We start from the raw sequence: 22,814 nt of genomic DNA, 5'->3' as shown, positions 1-22,814 counted from the left end.
AATACGCAAAACTTCTATTTCCGGGTGTCGGAAATAGAAGTTTTTTTGCTATAATCGATATATTCATTGGTCATTAAGGAAACATTTGGTGATTTCTGTCGTCTAAATACTTATCTAGGATCTATTACTTGCAGAAGGAGCGGAAAATGAGAATGAGAAGAGCTGGGCTTCGTGTATTGCTGCTTTTGTTACTGCCTTTATTATTTTTAACATCCACCGGACAAGAAGCTGCCGCAGCTGGTAGCAGCACAGGCAGAATTATTATGGACAATCAGGAACTTGCTTTGCCAAAAGGAATTAAACTCGAAAATGTAAATGGTAGCGTTATGATTCCGGTCAGAGTGGTAGTAGAGAATCTTGGATTCGAGGTGTTATGGGAGCAGCAGACCCGGAAAGTAACCGTTCACCAGGATGGTAAAAGCATTGAGCTGGCGGTAGGACGGAAAACAGCTGATGCAGATGGGGTGACATTTGATTTAAATGCAGCTCCTAAGCAGAGTGGCGGCACAGTACTCGTTCCAATTCGTTTCGTAAGCGAGCAGTTCGGCTTAAAGGTGGGCTGGGATAATGTTGATAAAACCGTCTATTTGACAGGTGGACAAGTTAGCAATCCTACAATGACACCTGAGGGGAATACTACCAATCCAACAGCAACTAATACACCTGCTCCAACTCCAAGTGCTACGCCGGGAAGTGACAACGGGACAACTGCTGGCAGTGTAGTAACTTCACCCAGCCCGACACCAGTTCCACAAACAACTACGGCACCGGGAAGCACAGCAGGAATTCCAACAGGCCCTCTAGTAAACGGGGCAGTATTCACTGAGAACCGACTTATTATCGCTGTGTCGGGGGCTACTAAGCCAAACGTTACAAAAATGAGCAACCCTGATCGAATCGTCGTAGATTTTCCGGGTGCTGCGTTCGATCCGAATTTCATTGGAAGTCTTACGGGTGTTACCACCACTGGCGGTCCACAAGGTAAGCTGGACGTTGCCGGCTACCCGCTCGTTTCTGAGATCCGTTATGCACTGTTCAGTGTGAGTCCTTCCACTGTCAGATTCGTAATTCAAACGGTTGGAAATCAACCGTACCAGCTTAGTACGGATGAAAGCACCGGGCTGGTTACGATTGATTTGAATGTAACTAACAACGGAGGCAACACCACAGGGGCTAATGGAACGTTAGGTAAGCCAATTGTAGTTCTAGATGCGGGTCATGGCGGAACTCAATCAGGAGCTGTCAGTCTCACAGGTAAGCTGGAAAAAGACTTCAATCTGGCCGTCATCCGCAAAGTACAAACGCTGTTAACGCAGGAAGCATTAGTTGACGTGGTGTTTACTCGAACTGACGATGCTACATTGGGGCTTCAGGATCGCGTGAAAATTGCGGAGGCTGCTAAAGCGAATCTCTTTATTTCAGTGCACGCGAATTCGCTAGAGGTTGGATATCCAAATAGAGATAAAATAAATGGCAGTGAAACCTATTATTCTCGCAGTGATAGTCTGCCTCTTGCTCAGATTATGCATAAGCATTTATTAGCCGCTACTGGTTTTAAAGACAACGGGATTCGTACGAAAAGCCTTCATGTTACACGGGAAACCACAATGCCAGCAGTCTTGCTAGAGGTAGGATATCTTACAAATTCAGGAAATGAATCGGCGATGTATAGTGAGCAGCTTCAAGAGAAATTAGCGAGAGAAATTGTTGCCGGAATTAAGGAATATCTGGGGCTTTAACACTTGCGGTTGGTGAGATTTCTCAATTTTTATGGAATATATTCGCAACCTTTATAGATTACCAGCGTCTAATAGAGGTCTGAGGTTGACGGAGACAGGGGCACCACGATCGCCATTCACAGGCGAATACTAGATTCTTAGAGGTGAAGAATGAAGAAATTCAGTTTGATGTTGTTATTGTTGCTCTTTGTGTTGGTTTTGCCTGAGCATGGACATGCTGCTGCCGCGAATAGCAAGATTTATCTAGACGGCAAAGAAATTACTGCAGGGCAAAAAGTACCGGTTGAAAATGTGAATGATACTATCATGGTACCGTTGAGATTGATCTCCGAGAGTCTTGGTTATACCGTGGGCTGGGATCAAAAAAGCAAAACGGTGACGATTGAACAGCAAGGGAAGGTCATCAAACTTATTGTTAATCAAAAGACAGCTTCGGTTGATGACAAAACAGTACAGCTTACCACTGCGCCTGTCCTGCGGAGTGATACAACACTTGTACCTATACGGTTCATAAGTGAGCAGTTTGGTCTCACCGTCACTTGGGATAATGCGAAGAAGATCGTGTATCTTATTACCCCAGGATCCTCAAATGAAAACGGCAGTTCTGATGGGAACTCTGGAAATGGTGGATCTGAAGTTGTTGTTCCGCCGGTAGATCCTACTAAAAATTTAACCATGATAAATGGTTTGAGCTTTAGTGAGAATCGTTTAAGCATTGCGATGGAAGGTAATTCCGAGCCAAAAGTAAGTGTAATGACAGGGCCGGATCGGTTAGTTATTGATTTTCCTAATGCCACTTTCTCAGATCTGTTTGGTACGGGACAAGTTCTTGATCCTGATCTGAATGGTAAACTGGAAGTGAAGGATTATCCTGATGTATCAGGTGTCCGGTATTCGCTTTATAGCTCCAATCCTTATACTGTACGTTTTGTAATTGATTTGAATTATCCTAAGAATTATAACATCAGCGTCTCTGGGACGGATTCTAAGTTGGTTATCATTGACCTGAATGCAGAAAGTACGGATGATACTTCAACACAGCCAGGTAATGATGGCAAGAAGCTCGTAGTACTGGATGCGGGGCACGGAGCCAAAGATTCTGGTGCAGTAGGAGTAACAGGAAAATACGAAAAGAATTTTAATTTAGCTATAGTACTTAAGACAGCAGCATTGCTGAAAAAAGAAAGTAATATCGATGTCGTACTGACACGCAGTGATGATACATTCTTGGAGCTCAAGGATAGAGCGGCTATGGCTAATAATTTAAAAGCAGATCTATTCATTTCTGTACATGCTAACAGTTCCGCATCTTCTGCGGCAAGCGGGACAGAAACGTATTATCAGCGGGAAGCCAGTAAGGCCTTAGCGAAAGTAATGCATAAGTATCTTGTTGAGGCTACAGGGCTTAGTGATCGCGGTGTACGATACGGAAATTTCCATGTCATTCGTGAAACGAAAATGCCTGCTGTTCTACTTGAAGTAGGATACCTTAGCAATAAGAAGGATGAGACATTGCTCTTTACGGAAGCATTACAAAATAAAGTTGCTGCTTCAATAGTGAGTGGAATCAAGGAATATTTGGGTATAAAATAACAGACCAGTGGCAGACGAGCGCCGCAAAGTCAGCTTTCTGCTTTTATCAATAAAAAGGCAAGAAGTGGTTTTGCGGTACCTGTCTGCCCGTATTCATCTAGAGGAGGCGTTTATTAATGTTTAAACAAAAATGGACTATGGTTGGGGTTGCTGCGCTGCTTCTAATAGTGATAGCTGGCTGTGGAGATAAGCCTACTGCAGCTCCTGCTAATGGAGTGGAGCAAGATACTACAAACGTTGTAAGTGGTGCGGGAGAAAGTACCCCAGCTCCATCTGATGATCAGGAAACCGAAGTGGCTAGTACTCCGCAACCGACAGCAGATAATACTAATGTAGAAACTCAGCCGTCTTCGAAGCCGGTAGAAAATGAGACACAAAAGCAAAGCCAGAGTATTGAAGTTTATTACACTGATTCGCAAATTATGAATTTAGTGCCTGCTAAGACTACGATTAACTACTCTGACGATGTTGAGAAATATACAGAAACGTTCAAAGCACTGCAAAGTAGTGAAAATACAGATCTTATACCTTTATGGGGAAAAATTGAACTGAAATCATTAAAATTTGTAGAGGGTCAAATCGTAATGGATATTCACAAACCAGATGAAGCTCAGCTTGGTGCGGGTGGAGAATCCTTTGCCATTACTTCACTTGCCAAAACTTATTTTCAATTTGCGGAAGTAAAGAGTATCGAAGTTTTAGTTGATGGTGAAAAGGTAGAAAGTCTAATGGGCCATGTGGATCTATTGCATCCTATGACTAGAGATAATTCTTAATTGGTTATGCAACAAAGGAATTAGGCATCTAGCTGACGAATTTTTAAACATACTATTTATTTGAGTCATAGAGAGGGGAATAATCTATTGTCCGCGCAAAAAAGGTCAAAACGTCCATTGAAGGCTTATTCTAATAAAGCAGTGTCGGCTGTTATGGCTGGTGTTATGGTTTTTGGTGGTGCAAGTGCAGTGTTTGCAGACACAGCTGCCACTACACCGACATCAACCACTACACAATCTGTAGGGATTTTTAGCGATGTGAAGACAGGCTTCTGGGCTGAAAAACATATTTATAAACTCGCTTCACAAGGAATTGTGGTTGGGAATAATGGATTGTTCCGTCCGGGTGATTCTGTAACTCAGCAGGAAGCAGTGCTTATGGCCCTGCGGTTTATGAAGCTGCAGGATAAAGTGGATGCTTCTTCTGCGGTAGCATTGCCTACAGATTTTAAGGTTACGAATTATTACAAGGATTATGTTGTGTTAGCTTTTCAACAAGGATTACTCGATAAAGCAACCGAAATGGCTCCAGATAATCTGAAGACTTCTTGGGGAGAGCGTAAAGCATCCCGGGAATGGATTGCGGAGCTGTTAATCCGCTCCCTTGGAAAAAGCGCAGATGCAGCAGGGGCCGCTAGTGAGCCAACAGGCTTTGCGGATGATACCAAAGTGTCTGCCAACAAACGTGGTTACATCAACGTTGCCGTTGATTTAGGCCTAGCAAACGGACTTGACGGCAATCGTTTTGATCCGCAAGGTGCTGTAACACGTGCGCAATTGGCGACTTTTTTCAGTCGTGCTGAAGCTCACAATACGGTTGAATACGACAACACGGTATCAGGAACGATCAGTCAATTAGCAGATGGGAAACTATCCGTTTATAACAACGGAAAGACTTCTACATATACCCTGGGAGCAAGCACTGCTTATTACACAAGTGCTTCTGAAAGCAGAATCAATCTAAGTGATGTCCAACCCTACACTAAGGTTACTGTAATTGGCGCGACATATAACGCGGCTTATGTTGAAGTGACTGACCCTACACAACAAGTAGAGACTCTGTCAGGAAACTTTGCCATGGTAGCTCCAGGTAATAAGCTTTGGTTAAAGTCACCAACAGGGTTCACTGAATACTACTACGATGAGACTACTTCCTTTGTGGATGTAAATGGAGCTGGAATTGAACCTGCTTCGCTGGTAACAGACAGTGTAGTTTCACTGCAACGTGAAACGTACAGTGGTTCGCATAAAGTAGTGAAGGTTCAGGTGACTTCAGGGGTCATTAACAAAACAACAACAGGCACCATTCAAAGTGTAGATCTTACTGGCAAAAGCATTACTTTCAAAAATACCGCGGGTACAGTAGAAACTTTTAAATGGGAAGATGAGACTTCATTATTCAGCTCCCAAGCATCAGTGCTGAAACCTGCAGATTTGAAGACAGGTAATGCGGTGAAATATACGATTCAAGATAATGTGATCCGCACTGTAGAAGTGACGGAAGGTGTTGAACGGACAGTTGAGGGGGTACTTACCGAGCTGACTAGTTCCACAGTTGTTTACAAAAAAGCAGACGGAAATCGTGAGGTTAAACTGCTTGGCACTAAACCGACGATTGTTATTCCGAACATGAGTGGAGCAGTAGCTGATGATCTTATTGCTGATGCAGTAGGTGGGGACAAGATTCAGGTTACCTTAAACAGCAGCGATCAAGTTACCAAAATTGAAGTGTTAAGCCGCCAAATTGAGCAGTATAGTGGAGCAACAATTGTGGATTATAATAGCAAAACACAGCTCCTTACAGTTATGGACAGCAGCAAAAAAGCCCATGTGGTTCAGTTGGATGAGAAAACAAAGCTGATTTATGAAGGTGCATTGCCTAACTTAACTAATATGGGTGCGAAACTTATCGAGAACCGCAAAGTTAATCTGAAGGCAATAGGACAGCGGGCTTTGTCTTTGGAAATTGTCACAAAGTACGAAGGAACTTTAACAGCTGTTAATTCTACGTCGAAAACTCTTGTTTTGAAGCTTAATGATGGACAAAGTTTAACGATGCCTTATCCGCAACTTGTTGATCTCTTTGGTAAGACTAGTCCTTCCCTAAGTGATATTCCTATTGGAAGCAATGTAACGGCTTCACTGACTACAGGTCAGGATCTGATAGCGGTATTGAAAGTGAAGACTGTGCTGCAAGTTGAAGCGGCAACCGTGAATTCTGGAACCAACCGTTTGGGCATCAAATGGAATGGGGGAACCAGTGATATTAATACTTTGGCAATCCCGTTGACCAATGAAGCTGGTGAGAGCATTAAGCTAACGGATTTAAAAGCGGGAGATTATCTTAATGTGACCTTTGATGGTAGCTCACCGCTGGCTATTCAAGCAGTTAAGCTCACAACAGGTCAGGTAAGTTCTGTAGATGCCGCTGGGAATAGCGTAGTCGTGAAGGATTATGCTGGAGCTGCACAGACCTTAGCGGTAAGTGGAGGAGTCAAAATCATTCGTGACGGCTCGACAACGACTGCTCTTAGCAACTTGACGGCAGGGGACAGAGTAGAGATTCGCAAGGATCCGGATGGATCTACAACGATTCGTATTATGTCTCAGCTCAGTAGAACATTCTCACGTTATGAGAGTGCAACAAACTCATTGGTGACGAAGAGACCTAATTTGAACGATAAATATCAATTTTTTGTTCCTGCTAATGTTTATATTCATCAGGGAGATTCGACTTTATCCGTGCAATCTTTGAAAGAAAATGATAATATTATAATGTATTTCAATAATGATATTTTGGTTGAAATTGTGAAACAATAGTTGCAATGGTGGATTTCTGAGTGAATCACCGTCTTGACACAGGGGGCTTTACCTGCGTCAAGACGTTTTTTTTGAAATATAAGAAAGTATAAGTATTGCTCCTATACTGTATGTCTTATATTTCTCGCTTAAACGCTTACTGTTCTTATTAGGACAATCCAGGCGTTAATACTTGAAATATAATGCCAGTATCGTATGTGTTGAAATGTATGAATCCATACGTTATAATACATACTTTGCTTATATTTCTAACATTTGAGGTGAGACGCTCGTAGAATTTTCTGAGCGTTTTTGCTCCGTGGAGGGGACACTATGAAAGCTGCAGACGTCCGCCACATTTTGGATACGATTGGAGATTTGTTTCCGGATGCACATTGTGAGCTGAATCACAGTAACGCTTTTGAATTGACAATAGCGGTGCTGCTGTCAGCCCAATGTACGGATGCAACGGTGAACAAAGTGACCGAGGACCTGTTCCAAAAGTACAAAGCCCCCATCGATTATATTTCTGTGCCGCTGGAGGAATTGGAGGGGGATATCCGGCGCATCGGCTTATATCGTAACAAAGCTAAGCATATCCAAAGCCTGTGCTCTATACTCATAGAACAGTATGGCGGAGAAGTGCCTGAGGCACATGACTTACTTGTAACGTTGCCAGGAGTAGGTCGTAAAACCGCTAACGTAGTAGTATCCAACGCATTTGGAGTTCCTGCCATTGCTGTGGACACTCATGTGGAGCGGGTTGCTAAACGACTTGCATTGGCAGGCTGGAAAGATTCTGTGCTTGAAGTGGAGAAAAAGCTGATGAAGGCTGTGCCACGTGATGAATGGACGCTCACGCATCACCGGCTAATCTTTTTCGGACGATATCACTGTAAGGCTCAGAATCCAAAATGTCAGGTTTGTCCGCTCCTTGATGTATGTCGAGAGGGCAAAAAACGTATGAAAACGGCTGTCGTCAGGAAAGCTAAAGATCATACGCCAAAAAGTTAAAAGTTAGAGTTGAAGAAGAGGATGGGATAGAGATGAAATGCATTTCTGTATACACAGATAATTTTGAGGTATTCTCGGATATTTTTGACCGCGTAGTGGAAAGCCCGCTGGAAGAAAATGAAGAGCAAGAAGTAGAGGGCATTACGATTAGTCATTCCGGTGATGTGCCTGAGCACTATCTGGAGCGTATGTCTGTAAAACCAGAGGTTGTCGTAATGAGAGACAAATCTCGTGGATTGACTATTCTGCAGCACGGAAAAGTATTTGAAATTCTGTTGCCTGTTTTGGAAACTGCATAATTGAGAAGTGACCTGAAATGGAGTCGGCCCTTGGGGCTGGCTCCTTTTTTATTGAATATCCTTATATTTCTACGAGAAACGACTGTTGGCTTTACAGGACGACAACCTCGCTTCTTTTTTTTATCATTTCGTAGGAGATGATAGGTTATTTTGTAAGTAGTGTGTATTTAATTTGTGTCAAACTGGTGATAAACTGTAATTATTATTTATAAAAATGTTCCGCGCTAAAGTTCAGAAATTGTACCTATATAAGTTTTGCATAAAAAAGAGCTTAAATCAGTATTCAAGAATGGATTAAGATCAGTGCATGATTAGAAGGTAACTGTGGAGGTGGAATGTCTGTGGGAGCGGAACGGGTTAGAATTCAGAGAGAGACATTAAGTGAAACAGCATCGCTGCTTTCCCAGCTGAAAGATTTAATGCGCCACTGGGGCGACGAGAGTGCTGAACGAATATATGAAGATTTACAAAATAAAGAGGGTGGGAATGAACTGACCCTTGCTTTTTGTGGGCATTTTTCGGCAGGGAAATCCAGCATGATTAATCTTTTATGCGGTAGCTCAGTGTTACCTTCCGGACCTGTGCCGACTAGTGCCAATATTGTTTCTATTCGCAGCGGGGCTCCACGAGTGCTTATCTATCCAAGGGTTGAGGGAAGTGAAAATGAATCTGCCCCTGTAGAGACAACACCAGAAAGATTACAGGAATATTGTCGAAATGGCGGAGAATATTCCGCGATTGAAGTCTGGAATGAGATTCCTCTTCTAGGGAAGCATGGTGTTCTATTGGATACGCCTGGCGTAGATTCGACGGATGATGGTCACCAGGCGGCCACTCGTTCCGCGCTGCATTTAGCTGATGTCGTCTTTTATGTTATGGATTATAACCATGTACAGTCAGAGAATAATTTGGCTTTTGCCAAAAATCTTAGTGACTGGGGCAAACCGCTCTATCTTATTGTTAATCAGATAGACAAGCATAGAGAACAAGAAATTTCCATTGAAGAATATAAACGCCAGCTTGAAAATGCTTTTGAGCAGTGGGGGATTCATTGTGCGGGGATTCTGTTTACCTCACTCAAAATGAAAGAGCACCCACTGAATCATTGGGATAATCTGCTGAACCTTATAACAGAGCTGTTGGAGCACAGGGAACAATTGCTTCAATATAGCTTGTCACGTTCCATTCATCATACAGCAGATTCTTCGCTAACCGCGTTCCGTGAAGACCAGCAGGAGGAGCGGGAAACTTTTTTAGCTGAGCTAGAGGGTGCAGAGGTTACAGTTGTGATGGAAGAGCTGAAATCGCTGGAAGAAGAGAAGGCACTGCTTGAGGAGCTGCCTCAGCAATCACGAGCTAGCCTGCGAAGTGATCTTGATGCCTTACTCAATAATGCTAACTTAATGCCTGCGGATGTTAGAGAGGCGGCAGGGAGCTATGTGGAGAGTGTCAGCCCAGGCTTCCGCTTAGGTTTGTTCTCTACAGCCGGACGGCGGGAGAAGGAACAAGGCAAACGACTGGATGCCTGGCAAGGATTACTGGTCCGAGAGGTTTCCGCTCAGCTGGAATGGCATCTGATTCAGCTGGTACGTCAATGGGCGGAGAATCTCGGACTGTGGGCAGAGGAGGCAGAGACGACTCTGAAGCAAGGGTTCCCGGCGGTGAGCCAGGAATGGCTGGCGGCTGCAGTTAAGCCGGGAACGGGGAATAGCGGCGAGGCGCTGCTCAATTTCTGCCGCACACTTGCGGCAGATCTGAAGAGCCAATTCCGCCGCGCTGCGCTGTTAGTTGGCGATGAGCTCCTGGCGAAGCTGCCATCGCTTATCGAGGAGCAGCGTGCGGAACTCCAGCGCCGCGATCAGGCCCTTACGCGGCAGGCGAGCGCTGCCCGCGCGCTAGCCGCCCTGGACCGCGCGGCTGACGCCCGCGCGCACGAGCTAGCGGCGCTGCTGCCGCCGCGCCGGACCCTCACCCCCGGCATCCTGCCGGAGGTGAGGGTCACCCCGCGTGCGGCTGCGCAGAGCGCCGCACCGCGGGAGACCCAGCCGCGCGAACGCGCCGCGGCTGGAAGTGCCGCCGCCGCAAGCTGGGCGGCGGGAACGGCTTCGCCGGCGGGCGGACGCCGCCGGCTCTCGGCAGCCGCTGACGCGCTGGCGGCTGCGGCAGAGCTGCTGCGCCGCGAGCCAGCGATGGCATCGGCGGCGCGCAGTCTGGCCGCACGGGCGGAGGATCTCGCCGGCGGCCGCTTCACCCTTGCGCTGTTCGGTGCGTTCAGCGCAGGCAAATCTTCCTTCGCCAACGCTTTGCTCGGCGAAGAAGTGCTGCCCGTGTCGCCACACCCTGCCACGGCCGCAGTTAACCGCATATTGGCGCCGGAAGGAGACTTCCGCCATGCCAGCGCGGTTGTAACGATGAAGAGCATGGCGGATTTCTGGGATGACATCTGCCATTCCTTCAGCGTGCTGCAGCTTGGAGAGCCGCAACAGGATACGTGGACAGCAGTACTTGCGAGCCTGCCAACACGGGGAATTCACCCCTCTGCGCTGCCGCATGCAGGATTTCTAAGAGCCGCAGCATCCGGTTGGGCTGAAGCAGAGCCGCTATTAGGAACGGTGCGGACGGTTGATTTGGATGAATATCGAAACCTAGTTGCGGAAGAGACCCGGGCTTGCTTCGTGCAAGGGATTGACCTATATTATGCCTGTCCTTTGACGGAGAGCGGGATTGTGCTCGTAGATACACCAGGAGCAGATTCACTGCATGCACGCCACACTGGCGTAACCTTTAGTTACATGAAAAATGCGGATGCGATCTGTTTTGTGACCTATTATAACCACGCCTTTTCGAAGGCGGATCGCGGCCTCTTGGCCCAGCTGGGCCGCATTAAAGACAGCTTTGCTCTCGATAAAATGTTCTTTATTATTAATGCCTCCGATCTCGCTTCAAGCGAAGAAGAACTAGATGAGGTTAAAGCACATGTCGTTCAAAATCTGCGTGCCGGAGGTTTGCGGTCTCCGAGAATCTATGCTTTGTCCAGCTTGCTTGCTCTAGAAGCTAAAACTCAACATAATCACGATCTTTATGAAACCTCCCGCTTCAATGAATTTGAGCAAGCATTATCCAGCTTTGCTGGTGATGAGCTTCCACAGCTTTCACTTAACGCAGCTGCTGAGAGCATCGCATCGGTTCGGCGCCGGGCTGAGGAATGGCAGAATCTGGCTTCCAAGGCGGCGAGCGAGCGTGAAGCCGGGTTAAAAGAACTGCAGGAACGGCGGCAGTTCGCCATGAAGCGGTTATCTCTTTTGGAGACTGAGGAACGTCCTAGCAGAGATCTTATTCATGAAAGTGAAGAACTGATCTATCATGTGTGCCAGCGGATTAGCTTCTCCTTCAACAGAAATTTTCAGGAATCTTTTCATCCCTCCTTACTGCGTGAGGATGCAGGGAATTTAAAAGCCATTTTCTCTGCCTGTGGTGCCGAACTAATACGTACTACTCAGCGCGAGCTTGAGCAAGAGCTATGGGCAACAACGCTGCGGCTAGAGAGCACGGGACGCAGGCTTGTACATGAAGCTGCTGAAGCGGCAGCTACAGAGCTACTCTTTTCCACGGAGGAATTTCATCTTATGGAGAATGAGGAGCAGGCTTGGCCATCTCCTAAGGATCTGGAATGCCAGCTTCAGCCTGTGCAGTGGTCCGCTTTATGGGGCCATTTCAAATCCCCGCGTTATTTCTTTGAGGGAACTGGGCGGGAATTAGTCAAAGGTGCGGCAGAGCCGCTTTTGAAAGAAGCGGTTAATCTTGCAGCGGCAGTGCAGAAGGAAAAATTAATTGCTCATTACGTCGAGAATATCAGCAGAGAATTAAAATCTGCTGCCGAAAGCCTGCAAGAAGGGCTTGCGGAGCAAGAGAAAGCGATGTTAGATCTCCTTAAAGGGGGTGAAACTGCAGATCATTGGGGCCAAATAAGCCACCAATTATCACGTCTAGAACAAACTTTCGTTGATAAAGTCGACAAAGTTCTGTGAAGTTTGTAGGAAAATGTCGAAGAACACTTGCAATCTGGCGTATGATGGATGAAAATAAAGAAGCCTGAAAATATACAATGAAACTGTTACGTTTTCTGAAATTCATAAAAACGAGACAGTCAATTTGCCGAAAGAGGTTGGAATCGACAATGTGGGGAGCTCCTTTTTCAGCTCAAAGCCGCAAGCTGTTGCTGCTGGGCAGCGGGGAACTGGGTAAGGAAGTCATAATTGAAGCTCAACGCCTTGGCGTAGAGACCGTAGCTGTAGACCGTTATACCGATGCACCGGCGATGGGTGTAGCTCATCGTTCACATGTAATTGATATGCTGGATGCAGAGGCGCTGAAAGCGCTGATTCGCTCTGAGAAACCGGATGTCATTGTTCCGGAGATTGAGGCAATTGCCACTCATGCTCTTCAAGAGCTTGAAGAAGAAGGCTTTTTCGTTGTTCCGACGGCGCGGGCGGCTCGGCTGACCATGGACAGAGAAGGGATTCGTCGTCTTGCGGCTGAAGACCTTGGACTGCCAACTGCTGATTACCGTTTTGCGGATAGTCTGGAAGAGCTGCAACAAGCTATAGCCGAGTTAGGCACTCCTTGTGTCATTAAGCCGATTATGAGTTCTTCTGGCAAGGGTCAGAGCGTATGCAAAAGACCTGAAGATGCAGAAAACTGCTGGAACACTGCTTTGGATGGAGCGAGAGCTAAAGGAACACGGGTTATCGTGGAGGCTTTTGTTACTTTTGAGAGCGAGATTACTCTTTTGACGGTGCGATCTGTGTCTGGTACGGTATTTTGTCCACCTATTGGACATATTCAGAAGGATGGAGATTACGTGGAATCCTGGCAGCCTCACTTTATGAAGCCAGAGCTGCTTGAAGAAGCGCAATCTATTGCAAAAGCAGTAACGGATCAGCTCGGAGGTTTCGGTATTTTTGGAGTGGAACTTTTTTTGACAGATCAAGGCGTATTGTTCAGTGAAGTGTCACCTAGACCCCATGATACGGGGATGGTCACGATGGCGACGCAGGATTTATCTCAATTTGCAGTGCATGTCAGAGCTATTCTTGGTTTTCCTGTCCAGTCAGTACAATTGCTGACACCTGGTGCCTCAGCTACGCTGAAGGCTGATGGAGAAGGACGAGCCTTTGCTGTGACCGGAATTGGTGAAGCTTTGGAACTGCCTAGGACTCAGGTTCGCGTATTTGGTAAACCGGAAGTTCGTCCTGGTCGGCGGATGGCAGTAGCGTTAAGTGCGGCGGAAGATGTGGAAATCGCGCGGACGATAGCCAAGCAGGCGGCGTCTATGCTAAAAGTGGAGGTATATGAGGATGAACAGTAGTACCATGGCACCTGTACTGGAAATTCGCAAATGCGGCTTGAATGATCTGGAGAGAGTTACAGCGCTTCTGCGGGAATTCGGCTATCCAACAACGCTAAGCGTGATGAAAGAGAGACTGGAAAGCATGGAGAACAGCAATCTCCAATGCACACTTGTAGCAGAGCTGAACAATGAAGTTGTGGGTATGATCGGCCTTAGACAGGTAAGCTCGTATTACAAACAGACAGATTGTATCACTGAGATTACTGCACTTATCGTATCAGAAGAACTCAGAGGAAACGGACTCGGTAAAAGACTTGTGGCCGCAGCAGAAGAATGGGCACGTGAGCAAGGTTGCTGTCAGCTTTTCCTTAGAAGTGGCAACCGCGTAGAACGCGCACCGGCACATGCTTTTTATCGTCATATCGGTTTCGAAAAGACAGCAGGCTATCGCTTTAACAAAGCGTTGCTATAATACTTATAGGTTACCGATCATCCCCATCCCAGCTACGGCGGGATGGTTTTTTTTTGCTCTGGAACTCTTTTTTTATATGTATTTAATATATTAATACCTAAAACTATTTAAATAACTTAACCATAGATGGATTGGTTTGAATCATATACAATAAAATTTATGACATCTAAAACGTTTCCAAAGAGGGATGAGACATGTATAAGCTAGTTCTTGCTGAAGATGAAGAAGACGTTAGGGAAGGCGTTATCGGGCAGATTGACTGGGAGCGTTACGGATTTGAGATTGTCGAGCAGGCGGAGAATGGACGGGAAGCTGCGGATGCCATAGACCGTTTGCTGCCGGATGTGGTAGTTACCGATATCCAAATGCCTTTTATGAATGGACTTCAGCTGGCTGAATGGATTCGTAGTCATCATCCTAACACTAAGATTATCATTTTGACTGGGTATGATGAATTTGAATATGCTCAGAAGGCGATAAAATTGCAAATTGATGAGTATATTTTGAAACCGTTCTCTTCACAGGAATTAATTGAAGTATTGCTTAAGGTTAGAGCCACTATCGAGGCTGAAATTGCAGAAAAAGAAAATGTATTTGTACTCAGTGAGCATTACCGGAAAAGTCTGCCTGTGTTAAGGGAGCAATTTTTATCGTCCCTTATTTCGCGTAGATTGCGTACGGATGAAATTACTGAGAAAAGCACTGAATATGGCATAAAATTAACGGGACGGTGGTTTCAGGCTTCGGTAATTAGTGTGGATTATATTCGTCCTGAGCGGGAATCTGCTGGGGTTACAACAGGCAGGCAAATTTCTTTACGAGACACTGGTGAAAAGAATTTACAGCTATTCGCTGTGCTGAATATTGCTGAAGAAATATGCTCGAAGCATGGTTTTGGAAGGGTGTTTATTCATCGTGATGAGGTCGTATTGCTCACAATCCATGAAGAAGGGGAAGAAACTGATATTACTGGAAAGACATTTGAGCTTCTTGAAGAAATCCGCCAGAACGTACAGCGTTTTCTGAAGCTGACGGTCACGGCAGGCTCCGGAACGGTCTGTTCATCGCCTGCTTTGTTATTTAATTCTTTTGGGGATGCCTTGCAGGCATTAGATTATCGGCTTATTCTCGGCAATAACCGGGTGATCTGGATTGAGGACGTTGAGTCACGTTCCAGCACACTGCTAACCTATGATGAACTAACCCAGCAATCCTTAATCCGGACGATTAAACTAGGTACGGTGCAAGAACTCAAAGAGGTTGTTGAGGATTTATTTGCCGGTCTTGACGCAGAGCAGGTGTCTACACAGGATTATCAGATTTTTTTGCTGGAGATTTTTACATCTATCCTGCGAGTGGCTAAAGAATCCGGCAGTGAGGCTGCAAAGTATATTGGTTCTGGCATTTCGTCGCTAACTGCCATCAATAAATTTAATAGTATGGCCGAAGCCAAGCAATGGATTATTGCAGTCTGTAGCGGTTTAATGGATACGATTGCATTAGAACGTCAATCCTCCTATAAGCTGCTTATTGATGAAGCTAAAGAATATATACGCAGCCACTATGTTGAATCTGATATTTCCATCGGCAAGGTTTGTCAGCATTTACATATAAGTACCGGCTATTTTAGCAGTATTTTTAAGAAGGAAATGAAAATGACGTTCGTTAGTTACCTTTTGCAAATTAGGTTAGAAGCAGCCAAGGAACTTTTGCGGTCCACGGAGCTGAAGGCCTTTGAAATTGCAGAAAAAATAGGTTTTGCCGATCCTAACTATTTCAGCTTTTGTTTCCGCAAAAAATATGGCCAATCTCCTAAAGAGTATAAAAACAGCTCCAGAGGAGGGTAAAGATGCTGAAGGATAAACCATATTCCTTTCCTCTAAGACCGCAGCATCCCAAAGGTGGAAAACGTCGGTTGTCCTCCAAGCTCCGAAGCATTCAAGTTACGATTACACTCACTTTTACATCTGTTGCCGTGCTGGTAGCTGTCGTTGTCAGTCTTATGCTGTACAATAAGTTTGCCAAGACCGCAGAAGAGAATGCCAATATGAATATGCAGCAGATCATTGAGCAAGTGAATTACAATCTGGGTCTTTATGTTAAGGGAATGCGCAATATTTTTGAGACAGCGGAGGAGCAGATTACGAATAGCCCTTCCGTGGATTCCGCTTTATTGACGGAAAGAATGGCTATGCTAATGGGGAGCAGAGAGGATCTGGTCTCGGCGGCTGTTTTTACACCACAGGGGAAATATGTCGTGGGTACACCCGGTCAGAAGCTGCGCAGCAACACACAGCTGGAGACTCAGAGCTGGTTTACGACGGCGCAAAGAACATCAGAGCTCTCCTATTCCGCACCTCATATTCAGAATTTGTTCAAAGGTCAATATATCTGGGTCGTGTCTATCAGCAAATTAATTCAATATAAGGAGAACGGAGTCTTAAAAACCGGCATCCTGCTGATGGATTTTAACTTTCGAACCATTGATGAGCTGAGCAAGCAGGTTAAGCTTGGCAAAAGAGGATACGCTTACATCCTCGATCAGCTAGGAAATATTGTGTACCATCCCCAGCAGCAGCTGATTTACGCGGGCTTAAAATATGAGAATGTGGAGCCAGTACTGGAATATGCTTTTCGTAGCTATTTGGATGAGTCTACGGGTGAAAAACGGTTTATCACCGTAAGAACACTGGAACAGACAGGCTGGAAGATCGTGGGCGTGGCTTATTATGATGAGATTGTAACCACCAAACGTGATCTAAACACTTTTTTATCCTGGTTTTTAGCGGTAGTCATTTTATGTGTAATTATTGTATCCGTCTTTTTGTCTGCACGTATTGCCCGCCCTATCCGCAAGCTGGAACGGACGCTTCAGCAGGTGGGCGAAGGGGATCTCAACACCCGAATAGATGTCAGTGGGGCGTATGAGGTGGAACAGCTGTCCAAACGGTTTAACCTTATGCTGCAACGTATCCGCCAACTGATGGATCAGATTATTTATGAACAGGAAACCAAACGTAAAGGTGAGCTTGAAGTACTGCAATCCCAGATCAATCCGCACTTTCTGTACAATACCCTGAATTCTGTGATCCGGCTCGCTGAACGCGGCAAGACTGAGGAGGTAGTCACGATGATTCAGTCCTTATCGAAGTTTTTCCGGATTAGCCTTAGTAAAGGGAATAATATGATTACCGTGCAGGAAGAGCTTGATCATGTTCGTCATTACCTTGTGATTCAGAGTTTTCGGTTCAAAAATAAGTTCCGCTACGAGATCGAGGCTCAGGATGAAGTGCTGCAGTGTCAGACGATTAAGCTAATTTTACAACCTATTGTGGAGAATGCCCTGTATCACGGGATTGAAATGATGCCTGATGAAGGTTTTATTTCGATCCAAGCGGAGCTGAAGGATGATCTTGTCATCATCCGCATTCGTGATAATGGACTGGGAATGTCCGAGGAGACTATGAAGGTTCTTTTAACAGGCGGCAGTAAGAGTATGCATGGCTCCGGGGTAGGCGTTAGAAATGTTAACGAGCGTATTGAGCTGTATTATGGGCGTGATTATGGTCTTTCTTTTGAAAGTGAAATTGAAGAAGGCACTACGGTTACTCTTATCTTCCCGGCACTCGCAGCAGGCGAGGGCAATCCTGGACATGAGGAGGATGAGACATCGGTATGAGAATCGTTCGTTTTTGGCTAACCCTGCTGGTATGTGTGGTGTTATGGACAACTATCACCTCTTGTTTTAATTCGGCACCTAATTATATCAACACGAACAAAACCCGCAATATTCATCTTATTGTAAAAATGAACAAAGGTGACTATTGGAATACAGTTAGATTGGGTGCAGAAGCCGCGGCACAGGAATTTAATGTGAAACTAACGTTCAAAGCTCCGAATGCTGAGAGTGATATTGCGGAACAGGTCAGAATGGTTGAGGACTCCATTAAAGAAAAAGCGGACGTTATTATTTTAGCTGCCAGCAGCTATATGGGACTTGCACAAGTGGTTGATCGGGCGGCATATTCCAAGATTCCCGTATTGTCTGTGGATGCAGAAGTCGGTTCGGCCAGAGTAAGAGCCTATGTGGGTTCAAACGGTTATGAAGCGGGACAAAAGTCTGCAGAAAGACTCATTCAGCTGCTAAATGGATACGGGGAGGTCGGCATCATTAACTTCACAAATTCATCTTTGGGGGCGGAGCAGGAGTCTTCAAACGGCATTGAATATGGTGCTAGGGACGCGGAGGAGCGGGAAAAGGGATTTTTAAATTACGCTGCCCGATATCCGAACATACAGGTAGTAGAGATTTCTTATACCACTTCGAGTATTAGTGATGCTGAAGAGCTGACACGGTTAATGCTGCTGAAACATCCAAATCTTCGCGGGATCGCCAGCTTGAATGAGACAGCTTCACAGGGGGCGGCAAAAGCTATCCAGAGCCGAGGGCTGCATAATATTAAAATGGTTGCGTTCGACAGCTCCCCGTCAATGATGGAGTTGCTGCAGGAGGGTACGGTTCAAGCGACCGTAATCCAAAATCCTTTTAGTAACGGGTATTTAGCCGTAAAACATGCCGTTGAGGTAATCGAAGGAATGGATGTTCCTGAACGTGTCGATACGGGCACTAAACTCATTGATTTGGACAATATGCTGTGGCCTGAGAATCAGAAATTGTTATTTCCCTTCGTCAGATAGTGGACGGTTTATTTTTGAAAAGACGAATGCCATCCTTAAAATGGGAGGTATTCGTTTTTTGGGTTCAGTAGAATTTTTATAAAAGTGAGTAGGATTTTATATTCGAAACCGTTTTCACCTAAGGCATAATATGGATGTGCCCGAGAGAATTCAGGGTTAAACCAAAAAAAAGAAGTATAAACAGGAGGTCAATGAATAATGAAAAAAATCACTTCCGTTCTTTTAGCAAGCGCAATACTGGGTGCCGCCCTGGCAGGCTGTGGCAATAGCAACAATAATGCAGACAGTGGTAAAGCTACCAACGCTCCAAAAACTGAAAATGCGGGCTCTTCCACTGAAACGCCAAAAGTAGGGGTAGCCATTTACAAATTTGACGATACCTTCATGACAGGTGTTCGTAACGCAATCGACACTGCTGCCAAAGGCATTGCTACTGTAGATATCGTAGATAGCCAAAATTCTCAACCCACACAAAATGACAAAGTTGACTTGTTCATCACCAAAAAATATAAAGGCATGCTGATCAATCCGGTTGACCGTACTGCGGCTGGCGTTATTATCGAAAAAGCAAAAGCGGCAAATATTCCGGTGGTTTTCCTGAACCGCGAGCCGCTGCCAGAAGATATGAAGAAATGGGATAAGGTTTATTATGTAGGCGCTAAAGCGGAAGAATCCGGAACTATGTCCGGTCAACTGATCGTGGACTACTGGAAGGCACATCCTGAAGCGGATAAAAACGGCGACGGTGTCCTTCAATACGTAATGCTAAAAGGCGAACCGGGGCACCAAGACGCTGAGCTTCGTACTACTTACTCCATCCAAGCAATTGAAGATGCCGGCATCAAGGTAGAAAAGCTGGCTGAAGATACTGCGATGTGGGACCGCGTAAAAGGGCAAGAAAAAATGGCAGCGTTCCTTGGCTCCCATGGCGACAAAATTGAAGCTGTGCTTGCGAACAACGACGATATGGCTCTCGGTGCAATCGAAGCACTGAAAGCTTCAGGTTACTTCACGGGTGATAAATTCATGCCTGTAGTAGGTGTAGATGCTACTGCTCCTGCGATTCAAGCGCTACAAGATGGAACGATGCTTGGTACCGTGCTGAATGATGCGAACAACCAAGGTAAAGCTGCGATCACAGTTGCTGCTCTGCTTGCTAAAGGAGAAACACCTACAAAAGATAACGTAGGCTTTGATATCACAGACAACCAATACGTGTGGATTTCCTATAAAAAGATCACCAAAGACAATATCGATGACGCCAAATAATAACGCTCTAATCTAGATGGAATTCATGATCATATGGCAGCAACGGGGAGCGGATATTCGCTCCTCGGATTTCTTTCAGGCAGGGAACAGGATGAAACCGCTGTGCCTCTCATGAAAAAAGAAAAAAGCGTAGGGGGCGTAACAACATGGAAAAAGCTGAGTTTTTGCTAGAAATGAATGACATTACTAAAGAATTCCCCGGCGTCAAAGCGCTGGATGCAGTTAGTTTAAAGGTCAGACCAGGTTCGGTGCATGCCCTTATGGGCGAGAATGGTGCGGGTAAGTCCACTTTAATGAAATGTCTCTTTGGTATTTATTCACCGGATGCCGGTGAGATTTTTTTGGAGGGTGAGAAGACCTCTATCGGAAGCTCAAATGACGCTTTGAAAAATGGGATCTCCATGATTCACCAAGAGCTGCATCCCGTGCCGTTCCGAAGTGTGATGGAGAATATCTGGTTAGGACGCTTCCCAACCAAAGGGATTGGACCTTTCCAGTTTATTGACCATAAGAAAATGTACACTGACACGGAGAATTTGTTTAAAGATCTGGATATCGATCTGAATCCCGAGACATTAGTGGGTAAGCTGTCTGTATCCAAAATCCAATCCATTGAAATTGCGAAGGCTGTCTCTTTTCACTCCCGCGTTATTGTAATGGATGAACCTACTTCCTCCCTGACCAGTGTGGAGGTGGAGCATTTATTTCGGATCATACGGGACCTTAGGAGTAGAGGCGTAGCTATTATTTATATATCTCACAAAATGGAAGAGATTCTCGAAATTTCTGACGAGGTTACCATTATGCGGGACGGTAAAAAAATCGGAACCTGGCCAGCGGCGGAATTGACTACAGATCTTATCATTTCCAAAATGGTCGGCCGCGACTTGACCAATCGATTCCCAGAACGTTTTAACGTGCCTGGCGAAGTATATATGAAGGTTGAAGGATTAACCTCCCCTGAAGAAAGATCGTTTAAAGATGTTTCTTTTGAATTAAGACGAGGTGAGGTTTTAGGGATTGGTGGTCTGGTAGGCGCTCAGAGAACAGAGGTTATTGAGGCATTATTCGGCCTGAGGGCTATCAAATCGGGGACGATTTCTATCGATGGTAAGCGCATTCATATCCAATCTCCCAAGGATGCTAAGAAACACGGAATGGCTTTGCTTACGGAGGAACGGCGTGTCACCGGTATTTTTCCAGTCTTGTCTGTTCATGAAAATGGCGCAATCGCTAATCTGCATCGATACCAGAAACTACTACTTCTACTAGATGGAAAAAAGAAAAAAGAAGAAGTCGATAAAATGATTGAAAAATTACGGACCAAAACTCCAACAACCAAAACGCTGATCATGAATCTTTCTGGTGGGAATCAGCAAAAAGTGCTGCTCGCCAGATGGCTTCTAACCGAGCCCGAAATCCTGCTTCTGGACGAGCCGACTCGCGGTATCGACGTAGGGGCTAAATTTGAGATTTATTCGATTATTGCCGACTTGGCGCAGCAAGGGAAAAGCATCATTATGATCTCCTCAGAAATGCCGGAGCTGCTCGGAATGTCTGACCGTGTAATGGTCATGTCGGAGGGTAGGCTTACCGGAATACTAGAAGGCGAGCAAGCTACGGAAACCGAAGTTATGCGGCTCGCTGCACAGCATTAGGATAGGATTTCAATGATAGTTTTGCTGGGCGAAACTAGATTTGGTTTACGAAGAGAAGTACTCTTCGCGTAACTTTAAGGAGGAACACTACTAATGAACGCTAAACGAGCCCAATCTTTTATTACTCAAAATGCTATTTATATTGTCTTGGTAATTCTAATTATGGGTATTGCCTTATATGAGCCGGCCTTTATCTCTGTAAATACTTTACGGGACATTCTAATTCAGTCGTCAACACGGATTATCATCGCGCTTGGTGTTGCCTTCATCCTTATCACAGCTGGGACGGACTTGTCTGCTGGACGTGTGGTTGGTTTTACAGCGGTAATCTCTGCTTCGATGCTGCAAATTCCGGATTATTCCCGGCGCTTTTTTCCTGATCTGCCGCAGGTGCAAGTGTGGCTTCCGATCCTTATAGCTATTATCGCTGGCCTTCTCTGCGGACTCGTCAATGGTATTGTCGTCTCCAAGCTGAACGTCCCGCCGTTTATCGCAACACTGGGTACGATGGTTATCGTCTACGGCTTGAATTCCTTGTACTTTGACATGGACCCCAACCAATCACAGCCGATTGGCGGTCTGCGTCCAGATTTCACTACAATCGGTTCCGGGTTTATTGGCAAGGGGCAATATTCAATCCCGTATATCGTGCTGATAGCCTTGGGTGTCGCCGCCATCGTATGGGTGGTGTTCAATAAAACTAAGCTGGGCAAGAACATGTACGCTATCGGCGGTAACATGCAGGCAGCAAAAGTATCTGGCATCGATGTTTCCAAGAACTTGATCTACATCTATGCGATTGCTGGAGCCCTTTATGGTTTGGCGGGTGTGCTGGAGGCTGCCAGAACAGGTGGCGCAACCAATAACTATGGTAACATGTATGAGCTTGATGCGATTGCTGCTTGCGTCGTGGGCGGGGTGTCCACAACCGGTGGTATCGGAACAGTGCCAGGTGTTCTGGTCGGTGTTATTATCTTTACCTTAATCAACTACGGCCTGACCTTTATCGGCATCAGCCCTTACTATCAGTTGATTATCAAAGGTCTGATCATCATCGCCGCGGTCGCATTTGATATGCGGAAATATTCTTCGAAGAAGTAGTTGTGTGGGGGATGTGTGGTGATTATAGCGTTTGCTATTTATGGCA

General features: G+C 45.6%; 15 protein-coding genes. All 15 read left to right on the top strand.

Going from position 1 to position 22,814, the window contains the following annotated elements:
- Positions 1-146 precede the first annotated feature (146 nt).
- The 15 genes from NSQ55_RS20205 to mglC all read left to right on the top strand — a co-directional run bounded on the left by NSQ55_RS20205 (position 147) and on the right by mglC (position 22,768).
- Positions 147-1,739: an N-acetylmuramoyl-L-alanine amidase family protein gene (locus tag NSQ55_RS20205; protein ID WP_081387076.1), complete on the top strand. Its 1,593-nt coding sequence runs from the start codon at positions 147-149 to the stop codon at positions 1,737-1,739.
- Between the two features lie 150 nt (positions 1,740-1,889).
- Complete coding sequence (locus tag NSQ55_RS20200; protein WP_076127574.1) at positions 1,890-3,332, top strand: N-acetylmuramoyl-L-alanine amidase family protein; 1,443 nt, start codon at positions 1,890-1,892, stop codon at positions 3,330-3,332.
- 116 nt (positions 3,333-3,448) lie between these two features.
- Positions 3,449-4,108, top strand: coding sequence for a GerMN domain-containing protein (locus NSQ55_RS20195; protein WP_339168818.1), 660 nt, complete (start codon positions 3,449-3,451; stop codon positions 4,106-4,108).
- Positions 4,109-4,195: 87 nt separating this feature from the next.
- A complete protein-coding gene (locus tag NSQ55_RS20190; protein WP_081387837.1) occupies positions 4,196-6,928 on the top strand; it encodes an S-layer homology domain-containing protein in 2,733 nt (910 codons plus the stop codon).
- 312 nt (positions 6,929-7,240) lie between these two features.
- Positions 7,241-7,921, top strand: coding sequence for an endonuclease III (gene nth / locus NSQ55_RS20185; RefSeq protein WP_036676333.1), 681 nt, complete (start codon positions 7,241-7,243; stop codon positions 7,919-7,921).
- 32 nt (positions 7,922-7,953) lie between these two features.
- Positions 7,954-8,220, top strand: coding sequence for a hypothetical protein (locus tag NSQ55_RS20180; RefSeq protein ID WP_036676334.1), 267 nt, complete (start codon positions 7,954-7,956; stop codon positions 8,218-8,220).
- 341 nt (positions 8,221-8,561) lie between these two features.
- Positions 8,562-12,248, top strand: coding sequence for a dynamin family protein (locus NSQ55_RS20175; protein WP_339168814.1), 3,687 nt, complete (start codon positions 8,562-8,564; stop codon positions 12,246-12,248).
- Positions 12,249-12,397: 149 nt separating this feature from the next.
- The gene (gene purT, locus NSQ55_RS20170) at positions 12,398-13,588 is read left to right on the top strand and encodes a formate-dependent phosphoribosylglycinamide formyltransferase (protein WP_339174565.1); all 1,191 of its coding nucleotides are present in this window, start codon (positions 12,398-12,400) and stop codon (positions 13,586-13,588) included.
- Positions 13,578-14,042, top strand: a complete 465-nt coding sequence (locus NSQ55_RS20165) for a GNAT family N-acetyltransferase (protein WP_232061416.1) — start codon at positions 13,578-13,580, stop codon at positions 14,040-14,042. The genes purT and NSQ55_RS20165 overlap by 11 nt, the downstream gene beginning before the upstream one ends.
- A 194-nt stretch (positions 14,043-14,236) precedes the next feature.
- On the top strand, positions 14,237-15,889 hold the full coding sequence (locus tag NSQ55_RS20160; protein ID WP_339168811.1) for a response regulator: 1,653 nt from the start codon (positions 14,237-14,239) through the stop codon (positions 15,887-15,889).
- Between the two features lie 2 nt (positions 15,890-15,891).
- A complete protein-coding gene (locus tag NSQ55_RS20155) occupies positions 15,892-17,721 on the top strand; it encodes a sensor histidine kinase (protein WP_081383399.1) in 1,830 nt (609 codons plus the stop codon).
- Complete coding sequence (locus NSQ55_RS20150; protein WP_036685687.1) at positions 17,718-18,740, top strand: substrate-binding domain-containing protein; 1,023 nt, start codon at positions 17,718-17,720, stop codon at positions 18,738-18,740. The genes NSQ55_RS20155 and NSQ55_RS20150 overlap by 4 nt, the downstream gene beginning before the upstream one ends.
- Positions 18,741-18,938: 198 nt before the next feature.
- Positions 18,939-20,009, top strand: coding sequence for a galactose ABC transporter substrate-binding protein (locus NSQ55_RS20145; RefSeq protein ID WP_094903385.1), 1,071 nt, complete (start codon positions 18,939-18,941; stop codon positions 20,007-20,009).
- A gap of 146 nt (positions 20,010-20,155) precedes the next feature.
- Positions 20,156-21,667 (top strand): sugar ABC transporter ATP-binding protein, encoded by a 1,512-nt coding sequence (locus NSQ55_RS20140; RefSeq protein ID WP_076101437.1) that lies wholly within the window; start codon positions 20,156-20,158, stop codon positions 21,665-21,667.
- A gap of 93 nt (positions 21,668-21,760) precedes the next feature.
- Positions 21,761-22,768: a galactose/methyl galactoside ABC transporter permease MglC gene (mglC, locus tag NSQ55_RS20135; protein WP_076127586.1), complete on the top strand. Its 1,008-nt coding sequence runs from the start codon at positions 21,761-21,763 to the stop codon at positions 22,766-22,768.
- Positions 22,769-22,814 lie beyond the last annotated feature (46 nt).

This window comes from Paenibacillus sp. FSL H7-0943, from assembly GCF_037963265.1.
Classification (GTDB): Bacteria; Bacillota; Bacilli; order Paenibacillales; family Paenibacillaceae; genus Paenibacillus_AQ; species Paenibacillus_AQ odorifer.
This window is presented reverse-complemented; position numbering and strand designations above follow the sequence as displayed.